The organism is Neiella holothuriorum (genome assembly GCF_019457915.1).
In the GTDB taxonomy this organism is placed as follows: domain Bacteria; phylum Pseudomonadota; class Gammaproteobacteria; order Enterobacterales; family Neiellaceae; genus Neiella; species Neiella holothuriorum.
On the sequence record NZ_JAHZSS010000034.1, the window covers coordinates 1 to 11281 of the forward strand.

General features: G+C 46.1%; 11 protein-coding genes and 3 tRNA genes. 10 read left to right on the forward strand and 4 right to left on the reverse strand.

All coding sequences use genetic code 11. From position 1 onward, the window contains the following. The first annotated feature begins 208 nt into the window (after positions 1-208). The 3 genes from K0504_RS17995 to K0504_RS18005 all read left to right on the forward strand — a co-directional run bounded on the left by K0504_RS17995 (position 209) and on the right by K0504_RS18005 (position 2680). A protein-coding gene (locus tag K0504_RS17995) for an IS3 family transposase (protein WP_220105551.1) occupies positions 209-1317 on the forward strand; the annotation gives its coding sequence in 2 pieces (ribosomal slippage) (positions 209-452 and positions 452-1317; 1110 coding nt in all). A gap of 421 nt (positions 1318-1738) precedes the next feature. Continuing rightward, complete coding sequence (locus tag K0504_RS18000) at positions 1739-2110, forward strand: hypothetical protein (RefSeq protein ID WP_225918226.1); 372 nt, start codon at positions 1739-1741, stop codon at positions 2108-2110. A gap of 123 nt (positions 2111-2233) precedes the next feature. Then, positions 2234-2680, forward strand: coding sequence for a GNAT family N-acetyltransferase (locus K0504_RS18005; RefSeq protein ID WP_220105552.1), 447 nt, complete (start codon positions 2234-2236; stop codon positions 2678-2680). Positions 2681-3071: 391 nt separating this feature from the next. Here K0504_RS18005 and K0504_RS18010 read toward each other — a convergent pair whose 3' ends face one another. The 3 genes from K0504_RS18010 to K0504_RS18020 form a co-directional block, all read right to left on the reverse strand. Further along, a complete protein-coding gene (locus tag K0504_RS18010; RefSeq protein ID WP_220105553.1) occupies positions 3072-4004 on the reverse strand; it encodes a hypothetical protein in 933 nt (310 codons plus the stop codon). A gap of 183 nt (positions 4005-4187) precedes the next feature. Beyond that, positions 4188-5108: a DUF4437 domain-containing protein gene (locus K0504_RS18015; RefSeq protein WP_220105554.1), complete on the reverse strand. Its 921-nt coding sequence runs from the start codon at positions 5106-5108 to the stop codon at positions 4188-4190. Between the two features lie 238 nt (positions 5109-5346). Then, positions 5347-6774 (reverse strand): DUF4397 domain-containing protein, encoded by a 1428-nt coding sequence (locus K0504_RS18020; protein ID WP_220105555.1) that lies wholly within the window; start codon positions 6772-6774, stop codon positions 5347-5349. 467 nt (positions 6775-7241) lie between these two features. Between K0504_RS18020 and K0504_RS18025 the strand changes: the two genes are divergently transcribed. The 3 genes from K0504_RS18025 to ychF are packed head-to-tail and all read left to right on the forward strand — an operon-like array spanning position 7242 to position 9622. Continuing rightward, entirely contained in the window at positions 7242-7874 is a 633-nt protein-coding gene (locus K0504_RS18025; RefSeq protein ID WP_220105556.1) for a 50S ribosomal protein L25/general stress protein Ctc, read from the forward strand. Between the two features lie 18 nt (positions 7875-7892). After that, entirely contained in the window at positions 7893-8483 is a 591-nt protein-coding gene (gene pth / locus K0504_RS18030; protein ID WP_220105557.1) for an aminoacyl-tRNA hydrolase, read from the forward strand. Positions 8484-8530: 47 nt separating this feature from the next. Continuing rightward, complete coding sequence (ychF, locus tag K0504_RS18035) at positions 8531-9622, forward strand: redox-regulated ATPase YchF (RefSeq protein ID WP_220105558.1); 1092 nt, start codon at positions 8531-8533, stop codon at positions 9620-9622. A 63-nt stretch (positions 9623-9685) separates the two neighbouring features. On the opposite strand, the gene K0504_RS18040 is transcribed toward ychF, so the two are convergent. Further along, positions 9686-9925, reverse strand: coding sequence for a TIGR02922 family protein (locus K0504_RS18040; RefSeq protein WP_220105559.1), 240 nt, complete (start codon positions 9923-9925; stop codon positions 9686-9688). Between the two features lie 283 nt (positions 9926-10208). Between K0504_RS18040 and K0504_RS18045 the strand changes: the two genes are divergently transcribed. From K0504_RS18045 to K0504_RS18060, 4 genes are all read left to right on the forward strand, one after another. Then, positions 10209-10766, forward strand: coding sequence for a hypothetical protein (locus K0504_RS18045; RefSeq protein WP_220105560.1), 558 nt, complete (start codon positions 10209-10211; stop codon positions 10764-10766). 250 nt (positions 10767-11016) lie between these two features. Beyond that, positions 11017-11093: transfer RNA gene (locus tag K0504_RS18050), tRNA-Met, on the forward strand. Positions 11094-11109: 16 nt separating this feature from the next. After that, positions 11110-11194, forward strand: a tRNA-Leu gene (locus K0504_RS18055). 14 nt (positions 11195-11208) lie between these two features. Then, positions 11209-11280: transfer RNA gene (locus K0504_RS18060), tRNA-Gln, on the forward strand. Position 11281: the final 1 nt, after the last annotated feature.

Below are 11281 nucleotides of genomic sequence, written 5' to 3' on the forward strand. Positions count from 1 at the left end.
CGGGAGGTAAGAAAACGATGGCGGGATTACCCAATCAGCAGCGCAGATATACGCTGGGCAATTGGGCATTACATCAGGCTGGTTCATCAAACAGGAATGCCTAAATTATGAGGGGATCCCCCAGAGCTTCTGGTTATAGTGTCCACTTCCCCTAAGCTGAGACAGATCTAATTGGAGTTTTCTGCAATGATAAACGCAGGAGACAACGATGAAAAAATCACGATTCACGGAAACCCAGATTGTCAGCATTTTGAAAGAAGCGGATGCAGGCATGAAGATCGAAGATATTTGCCGAAAGCACGGTATGAGCAGCGCCACCTACTACAAATGGAAATCCAAGTACGGTGGCATGGATGCATCTGAGCTTAAACGCGTCAAAGAGCTTGAAGAAGAAAATACCAAGCTCAAAAAGATGTTTGCTGAAGTCAGCCTAGAAAATCATGCGATTAAGGAATTATTCGCAAAAAAGGGTTGGTGACAGTAGCGAAAAAAGACTGTGCCCAATCATTGGTTGGTTTTGGTTTGAGTGTGCTCAAGGCGTGTAAATTCGTCAATATCAGCCGCTCAAGCTACTACCGACCTGAAGTCGATTGGCGGCAAAAGGATGCTGCTGTCATTAATGCGCTCAACGCAGAATTAAAGAAATCGCCTCGGGCGGGCTTCTGGAAATGCTTTGGCCGAATGCGCTACAAAGGCCACCGGTTTAACCACAAGCGGGTCTATCGGGTGTATTGCCAAATGGGCTTGAACCTCAAGCGCCGCACCAAGCGCGCGCTGCCCAAACGTATTGCTCAGCCACTAGAAGTTCAGGCCAAACCCAATCACCAATGGGCATTGGATTTTATGCACGATGGACTGTACTGCGGCAAACGCTTCCGCACCTTGAATGTGGTGGACGAAGGTACCCGAGAGTGCTTGGCCATTGAAGTGGATACGTCACTTCCTGCTGAGCGTGTGGTTCGTGTACTTGAGCAACTTAAAATTCAGCGCGGTTTACCCAAACAACTGCGCGTTGATAATGGCCCAGAGCTTATTTCGGCGCGACTAACCGACTGGTGCGAAGCGCACCACATCAAGCTGGTTTACATCCAGCCAGGCAAACCACAGCAGAATGGCTTTGTTGAACGGTTCAACGGCTCGTTCCGGCGAGAGTTTTTAGATGCTTACCTGTTCGACAACTTAGAGCAGGTTCAAGACATGGCTTGGGTCTGGCTGCTGGATTACAACGAAGAGCGAACACATGAAAGTCTCGGTAATCTGCCTCCAGCAGCCTACCGAGCAAAACTGGAAAACTCTACTTTAGAACTGTGTCACTAGAGGGGAAGTGGACAATAGCTTCTGTTCGGATACCGGCATCCCCCTACAAGATGTTGAATTTGACGTTGCAGTTTCTGTTACCGAATCAAGTGAAACGTCAGAGGGCGACAAAAATGTAGGTGCAATATCTGTATCATCTATAAATCAGTCGTCTAATCAAAGCAGTTCAGTAAGCCGTATAAAATTTAAAGTGCCCATTCTGCTGCCGAACTCGTAGTGATTGCAATTTTACAAGTGCTCAACAAAAGCGCCAGCGAAAAACTCTGGCTCGGACTCGCTAAAGATCGCCCGCATGCAAAGATTTATTCATTCATAAGAGTTAATTGATGTATCTAAATTTGTTTAAGATAACCGTGGCCTTATTTTGCCTTTCAGGTTGCGCAGAAAGGACCATACATATTACTGACAAAGAGGAAAAATTGTGGGAGGTTGTAATGCTGGTTTTGACTGGCATTTTTATGGCCTTCAAGACTCTATTGATTATTTGCTTTATGAATGCGCCAAAGATTCATTAGCAAAAGGCCTCTCAATATCAGATGAAAGGCTTCTTACCCTTGATTATACGTTACCACAACCTCCAGAAGGAAAGTCGTGGAATAAGAAATTAGCGATGCAGCACTTCCATAAGGGAAACATCACCGAAAGAAAGCTCGGTTATATTCTTGCCGCTATAGAATACGAATATCAGAAGATTGCTTGGACAGCAGAAGATGATTTAGATAACGACAAAATCACACAGGCTGAATTCAATAAAATAATCAAAGATGCCAAATTTAAATGGCTTGGCGAGTAAAAAACATAGCAAGATGATAAAGGGAATGGACGTATTAACGTTGGCTAGATGCTCGGTCCTCACAGATTTTAACCAACATATTATTTGCCTTTCAACGTGGCATTCTATTTACATGAGGTCGATATGAGCATTGAGGTGACCACGAAGGCTGACTATGAGCGGCTAATCGAAGTTTGGGAGGCCTCGGTCAGAGCTACTCACGACTTTTTACCTGAAAAGAACATCGCTGAACTCAAGCCGCTTATCCTGAAACACTATTTTGATGCTGTTGAGCTTCGATGCTTCAAAAGTAATAACGGAGTAATTGGCGGGTTTATTGGTGTCGCAGAGAACAACATAGAAATGTTGTTTATCGCGCCTGAGTTTATGAGCAGAGGATTCGGAAAGAGGCTGGTTGAGTATGCTGTAGAACAGTTGAGAGCAACAAAAGTCGACGTGAATGAGCAAAACTCAAGTGCATTGGCGTTCTATGAGCATCTCGGCTTTGTGAAGGCTGGGCGCTCTCCCTTGGATGGGCAAGGAAACCCGTTTCCTCTTATCCATATGAACTATAACAATGCAAGTCACTAACTCGTCGCTGCGCTCCTCCCGACAAAGAGTACATCGCGGTAAGCGGTAAGCCTTCACCCATACTTGCGGCATCAGACTACAACGGATCTAATCACATGGATTGGAACGACTTAGTCAACTTCGCAATTTGCATGGGTTTCTTTTTTATCATGGTCAAGTTGTCTGAAATTGATGCAACACTAAAATAACTCTTACCTCAAAAGGATATTGATTGGTCTCAACAATTCACTGAAGAAATTCATTCTGCAATGTTAGGTGGCGATCGAGTAAAGGCAGCGAAATTACTCCGAGCTAAGACAGGTTTGTCGTTGAATTACTGCATGGACATCCTTCAAAAACACAATAAAAATGTAGCTTAGACATTTATTCAAGATGACGAAAAATGCTTGGATTATCTCTTGCGGGTTGAGCGTTTGGATGTTTGAAAGGAGTCAATTGACCACAGCATATTACTGGTGAAATATGGCAGTTGAGAGAGAAAGTAATTATCTTGTACCTCAATGATTGTGCGGTGCTCAAAGTTAGCTTTCACAATATCTTGTCCAAAATAATCGGTAAAAATTTCTTTTAGCTCGCCGCTATTGGCGAGTCTTTTCATGCCAAGATCAAGTCGTTGCGCTAACCGCTTTTCCGTTGGCGTCACATAAAAATAACTTACCATGGGTATAAACATCGCGATTGAAGGCTCAATTACAATAGAGCTTTTTTCTGCGGCTAATGCTTGGTATTCCTCAAAAATCTCATAAATCGCTCGTGGAATGTAATCTAAACGGCGATTGGAAAGCATGGAAAACATGCCATCAAAATTATTGGCACTTATATGTTTAAAGTTATCGGCTTTGAGAAGCGTTGTTACTGTCCAGTGATCTTGGGTACCGGCGGTTAATTCACGAAGCTCTTGCGCTCTATGGATTTTGCCAAACCTGAAAAGATCTTCTTTATTTACCAACAAAAGTCGATAACTGACCATCCCGCCTCGAACAGGAACGCGTATTGGCGTCGCCAGCTGATCCCACTTCTTATTTGCAGCCAAAGACGCAACATTCACCATGTCACCGCTTTGCATCGCAAGCAACGCGCGCCTGGACTTCATTTGTAAGTCAGAAACATGAATCACATAAGGGCCGAATTCCGGCGTGCTGAGCTCAAGCGCCCTTTCAAGTACTTGGCGCTTGTACTGTACATATTTCTGGCCTTTGGTTAACGGCGCCGATAGTTTCACCACATCCTCTGCAAACGAGCATGTAGCAAACACAATAGACAAGAGAATGAGTAGCGCTTTGATAATGAAGCCCTGTTTCCGCCGCAGAAAAATCTTAGCCACACCTAATGGCCATCAGCATCTGAACTCTACCAGTGAAAGCAATCACAAAACAGGGACCTAAGAACCAAAATGAGACCTAAAAGGAGCAAATCATTTCGCCTAAACACGGTTAGTGAGTGAGCAAATTAAGCCTATAAAAAGCAACTCCATGGATTCGCTTGTATTTCCACAGCATTGGTTTAGCTAATTCGCTACCAAGGTTAGCTCACCGTTGGTTCGCACATACAAGGTGACTGGCTGTTCACTGCGCGATTTTAGCGTGTGGCTTGCTGCGCCACTTGAACTCACATAACTGCCTTCAGTTAATGAAGTGTCTTCTGCTTGTAATGGCGTCTGGTACGCTAGCTGACCGGCAATCACTACAGCTCTAAACTCGTTAGCGTTGGTCAATATCTGGCCAGAAAAATTAGCAGGCAATTTAAGCAACATGCCACGATATTGATTCGGCTCGGTGCTGCCCCACAAATAACTCACCTGCGCGGCGTTGTTGCCATTAAGCTGCACCCATTCGAGCTTGTCAGCTGTTAGCCAAACGAGGTTTGATTGCTCAAGGTTGACTGGCCGCTCACCATTATCAAAGGCTTGTGCGGTGGGCTTGACTAAGTAGGGGCCACTATCAATTTCAATGTAGGCTAAGGTATTGGCGCCTTTAGCCGCGGTAATATGAGATTCGCCCGCTGGCTGAGTCCAGAACGAGCCTGCGGGCATCCACAGTTGTGCAGCGTTAGGGTCATCGTTATGCACTTCGCCACGGATCACCACACCACGATAGCTGACATTATGAATGTGTGGCGGCGACTCAAAACCATCAACGGGGTTAAATAAAAAACCAGTGGCGCTGGTGCCGTTGCGATCGCCCCATAATGTGCCAGCTTTAGGACTGGCATCACCGCGCGCAGGATTGAGTTTCTGCCAGTCAACATCGTCAGCCAACACTTGTTGGTAACTAGCTGGCGGCACTTGTTGATGGGGCGCTGGCGGCTCGGTATTTAGTGTGGCGCTTTCGGTAGTTTCAGCGTGCTGAGCACATGCTGTTAGTAAGGTGGTGGCCGAGAAAATAGTTGCCGAGATTACAGCAGCGTTCAGAGTTGTCGATTTCATCATCAGATTCACAGGCTAAAAAGTAATGGGAAGAGCGAGTTAGCTAAGAATAAGCTTAGGTGCCCTTCTAAAAAACAGCCCGTTGTTTGAATGACAATTTACTTTTTACTGATAATCACCTTGTTGCAATGAATAAAGCCGCCGTTTTAAAACCTTTATATGCCGCTCATTGAGAACTAAGCGGCATGGTTTTTTATTGCGGCATCAAAGGGGTTGAGGCTACCGAAACAGCCTCTACCCATCAGTCATAAACGACTTTTTGGATTTCATAAGGCGTGCCACCGTATTGGCTTTCGGTCACCGTTAAGCTCACCACATCGGCTTCTTCTAGATTATTTAGGTTCAGCTCAGCGAGCCAAACACCATCATCTTCACGATACACATAGACTTGGTAATCACCTTGCTCAATTTCATATTCTTCAGAGCCTAAATAGCTAAGGGTGACCGCGGTGTTGTAGTTGTCCGGATCGCCGCCGTCTTCAACCACCACAATCTCTAAATAGTCAGAGGACTCAGTATCAATGGCATGGGTAAAAATCAGCTTGGCATGCGTTTTTTGAATACTCAGATCTTGTTCGCCGCTTGCCATCACAACATCGTCGGTGCGATCACCCGCTAGAACAATCATTCGCTGCGAATCAGGCTCCACATCATAGTCATCCGAAATGAGCGCGCTATCGGTTTCAATATCTGCACCGGCATCATAGATATAGAAGGTGACATTATCGCCGTCATCAACATCGCTAATATCCATTTCATAGCCGTCTGAACTCTCGCCAAAATAGAGGTCGCTAGCAACGAGGGTTAAATCATCGCCTTTGGTTTGGTACACATCGATGCCATCGGTATTGGCCATGGCATTATTAATGCGAACAACCGCAGTTTGCGCATCATTGGTCACCATTCTTGCGCCACTGCTATCGAGCACCACTAATGCATAACGCGGCGAATCACTGTTGGCGATGTCATAGCTGACTAACGCGAAGACGTAAGCGTTGGCTTCTTCGATGCTAATGTTGTCGGCTTCAATAAGCACTGAATCGCTGCCACTTTCGGTGACAATGATTTTGTAGATGCCTTCATCATGATCGAATTCTTCTGATTCGCTCATGTAGCTTAATGAGGTGTAGACCGATTGATTGAGCGTGTCATCGCCCTCCTCTACGAGATAAATATCAACATCCGCTAAATCACTCGATGCTTGGAAAAACTGAAAACGGGCCTGACCATCGTCATAATCGTCATCATATAAATCATCCACATCGGTTCGAATGGTCAGCGCTTCTGGGGCGTCTGGGTCGTCGCCGTATAACAGGTAGGAATAGATATAATCGGTTTTGATGGTGACATCACTGTCGTCAATAAAATTGTCATTGTCGGTGTTAGGCAAAATTTGGTTGAACTCTAAGTCGTAACTGCCTTTTGTCACTGCCTCTAATTCACTTGCTTCAGCAAACCCAATTTCGGCAAACGATGAATCGTCCATAACCAGTTCAATATCTGATGAACCAGCAACCAGATTGGCAAATCTAAAATAGCCATAACCGGTGCTGCTATCGTCGTCTTCATCTTCACTGATATTGCATGCCGTTAAGCTAACCCCAAGCAACACTGCTAATCCGATTTTCCAAATATTGTTGTTCACGCTCATCTTGCTCTCTTTTTCCATCGTCATTTCCCCTCGAGGTTTACAGCCATGACCACAACCGTTAACACTCAGCAGGCAAGCTATCTCTATGAGCGCCAAGGGTACGCGCGCCAATAAGTAGCTGAAAGGGCGCAACGACAGACCCCGCTAGAACTCCACGGGTTCTAATAATTTGCTCCACAATTGGCAGGTTTCGACATGAGTTGTTAACAAAATCGCAAACAAATCAGCGCACGAATGGCGATGTGGCATGCAAGAAGCTGCCGCCAGCAAATTGATAGGACATGTCACGTTCGATATGTGGGCGCGGTGATGTGGGGGCGATGAAGCAAGAGCGTTTCCGCCCTCTATTTGACTTTTTATTGGTCGGCCACTTGCGACGGCCTTGTCTGCGAGATAGAATACCGCGCCCCTGAAAACAGGGTGCTTTTACTTGCGTTGGTTTTGGTCGCAAAAACCAACATCATTAACTTTATTGGAGACGACACATGTCTGATCAAATTACTCTGGATGCAGCAGTCCGTAACGACCTAGGGAAAGGTGCGAGCCGCCGCCTTCGTCACGCAGACAAAGTTCCTGCAATCCTTTACGGTGCCGGCCAAGAGCCACAAGCATTGACTCTTGAGCACAGCAAAGTATTGAAAATTCAAGAATCTGAATCTTTCTACAGCTCAGTTATCAACCTGAACATTGACGGTACTTCAGTACAAGCAATTCTAAAAGATATGCAACGTCACCCGTTCAAGCCAAAAGTCACTCACTTAGACTTCTTGCGCGTTGATGCAACTCAAGCGCTGGTTACAACTGTACCTGTTCACTTCCTAAACGAAGATACAGCAGAAGCAGTTAAGAACGGCGGTGTTGTAAACCACTTGGCCAATGAAATTGCGGTTTCTTGTCTGCCAGCTGATTTGCCTGAGTACATCGAAGTTGATCTGGCTAACGTTGAAATCGGTCAAACGATTCACCTGTCAGAAATCAAATTACCAGAAGGCGTTGAGTCTGTTGAACTGGCAAAAGGTGAGTCTCACGACTTGGCTGTTGTTGGTATCACTGCTGGTAAAGGCGGTTCTGACGAAGAAGAAGCTGAAGGCGAAGCCGCTGAAGGCGACGCAGAGTAAGATTGACAGTCCTTTATTATGGACCATTCAATTAAACTCATCGTGGGCCTGGGAAATCCGGGCCCCGAATATACCAACACCCGCCATAATGCGGGTGTTTGGTTTGTGGAGGAGCTTGCCCGCATCCACCACGTCACGCTCAAACCGGAAGCCAAATTCCACGGCTATACCGCCCGCATTCAGCACAATGGCACCGATTTCCGCCTGCTTGTTCCAACAACATTCATGAATCGTAGTGGTCAGGCTGTTGCAGCCCTAGCCCGCTTTTATCAGATTGAAGCAGAAGAAATCTTAGTGGCCCATGATGAGCTGGATATGCCCCCTGGCGTTGCTAAATTCAAACGCGGTGGCGGTCACGGTGGTCACAATGGTTTGCGCGACATTATTAGTAAAATGGGCAACAACAAGAATTTTTTGCGTTTGCGAATCGGTATTGATCACCCTGGCGATAAAAATCGTGTTAGTGGTTATGTTCTTGGTAAAGCCCCGCAAGCGCAGCAACAAGCGATAGAAGCTGCTATTGATGAAGCCGCTCGCTGCTTCGATATCATTGCTAAAGATGGCCTCGCCAAAGCAATGAACCGGCTACATAGCTTTAAAGCAACTTAGCTTTTAGGCTGTTAAAGCCTTTCAACCGAACAATTAAGGAACCTGTTATGGGATTTAAATGTGGCATTGTTGGTTTACCAAATGTTGGTAAATCGACTCTTTTCAATGCATTAACTAAAGCGGGTATCGAAGCCGCTAACTTCCCGTTCTGCACCATCGAGCCAAATACTGGTGTGGTTCCTGTGCCTGATCCACGTTTAGATCAGCTCGCGGCGATCGTGAGCCCACAAAAGATCTTGCCAACCACCATGGAATTTGTGGACATTGCTGGCTTGGTAAAAGGCGCATCAACGGGTGAAGGCTTAGGTAACAAATTCCTCGGCAACATTCGTGAAACCGACGCAATTGGTCATGTTGTGCGCTGTTTTGAAAATGAAAACATTGTTCACGTTGATGGCAAAGTCGATCCAGCATCAGACATTGAGGTCATTAATACTGAGCTCGCACTCTCTGACTTAGAAGCTTGTGAACGTGCCGTTCAGCGCAACCTTAAAAAAGCCAAAGGTGGCGATAAAGACGCCAAATTTGAATTGCCGATTTTAGAGCGCATTCAAGCTGTCCTCGAAGAAGGCGAAATGATTCGCTCGCTTGAGTTGACCAAAGAAGAAAAAGCCGCAATCAACTACCTGAACTTCTTAACCATTAAGCCAACCATGTACATTGCCAACGTGAATGATGATGGCTTTGAAAACAATCCTTATCTGGATGTGGTTCGTGAGATTGCAGCTCAAGAAAATGCCGTTGTGGTTCCGGTTTGTGCCGAGATCGAATCAGAATTGGCCGAGCTAGAAGCCGAAGAGCTTGAAGAATTCATGGCCGATATGGGCTTAGAAGAGCCGGGCTTAAACCGTGTGATCCGTGGTGGCTATGAGTTATTGCACCTGCACACGTACTTCACCGCCGGCGTGAAAGAAGTTCGCGCTTGGACAATTCCGGTTGGCGCCACAGCGCCACAGGCTGCGGGTAAAATCCATACCGACTTTGAAAAAGGCTTTATTCGTGCCGAAGTTGTTGCCTTCGATGATTTCATTGAATACAACGGTGAGAACGGCGCTAAAGACGCAGGCAAATGGCGTCTGGAAGGTAAAGACTATACCTGTAAAGACGGCGACGTCATTCACTTCCGCTTTAACGTTTAATCGTTTAAGCATCAAAAAAGGCTACCAATGGGTAGCCTTTTTTATTGCCGTTAGATGCAGTATTTAGTCCCAGTCGAGCTTTTGTGCATCGCTGGGTACCATGTCGACATGCTTCGGGAATACCCGCTCCCCCAACCGATTCAGTAGCCGGCATTCGCCCTCTAGCACCGCGATAATTTGCTTATCTTGTTTGAATTCAGCAGGAATAATCACTCGGCCAGAGCTGCTCGTATTTAACACCAACACTTCATCGCTTAATCGAAGATCGGATTCTGTGTAGTAAAGAACGGTCACGCGTTTCATAGCATTTTTCCAAAAAACAGCTTACTGATTGGAAGCTTTCATATCAGGTAGGGAGACTATCAGCATGTTAATCCATTATTAACCACGATAGCTAATAAATTAGAAGGCGACTCATTATCACTGCAATTGTTGGTGGCAAAGACGACACACTGTGTCGCACCCAACATAGAACATCACACTAAAAAAACCTTACCCACTGTTAATTAAAACAATTTTAAACTGAGCGGTCGTGGTTCAAGTTTTGCACTCCAGTCAATGAGATGAATTTTAATTGGAGCAAAACATGCTGTTGGATACCTACGAAGCACAAGGCGTGCTTTTTAATACAAACTTCAAAGCCGTTGCTAGCAATGGCATGCAAGCCTACCGTGGCGAATTGGTTCTCATTGATGGCGAGGTTGCCGACGCTTCTGGTCGCCGCAAGCCGCCAACATCACTGGTTCGCGATGTTGTGCTGTTAGCCAATGAAGACAAACTGCAAATGTTAGTGGGTGGACTTGATGCCGTGGCAGACATCCAATTGCTGATTGAACGCTATGGCGCAGACCTAGCCCCCGATGCCAGTATTTTCCTGCTGGCGCCCAATGCTCATACAGAAGCAAAAGTGGAAGTAGCAGGTATAAGTGGCTACTTGCTACCTTGGGATGCCATGGTTTGGGCCCAACTGACCGAAGAATTACGTCTGGAAAAAAGTGATTTTAAAGGCCTGTCAGCCGGAGACAAAGTCACTACCGCGTATTTTGAATTGAAAGATTACGCGCCTAATTTCCCATTTATTCCGCTAGAAGAAATGCAGGCAAACGCCACCAGCGCTAAAAAAGAAACCCACGGCGCCATCTAAACGCCCCTGTTCGGCGCGATTTAAGCAGGCCCGATTGTATCGGGCTTGTTTCACCTCCCCCTACGTTTTGATCAATTCTTGTATTTAACAATCTCATTTGACGAAAATGCGTACTCTTTTAGCGATTTTTGCTTAATTCATGAGCAACCAGAAAAATTGCTTAAAAAGGGGCTTGACGACACCCCCTTCGATTCGCATAATACGCGCCACCAACGCCAAGGGTCATACCGAGGATGTTGGGAAAGAAGATGGCTATGTAGCTCAGCTGGTTAGAGCACAGCACTCATAATGCTGGGGTCGCAGGTTCAAGTCCCGCCATAGCCACCATACAAAATGAATGCACGCGGAAGTGGCGGAATTGGTAGACGCACCAGATTTAGGTTCTGGCGCCGCAAGGTGTGAGAGTTCAAGTCTCTCCTTCCGCACCATTTTGTATGATTGTTGGGGTATCGCCAAGCGGTAAGGCAGCGGCTTTTGATGCCGCCATTCCCTGGTTCAAATCCAGGTACCCCAGC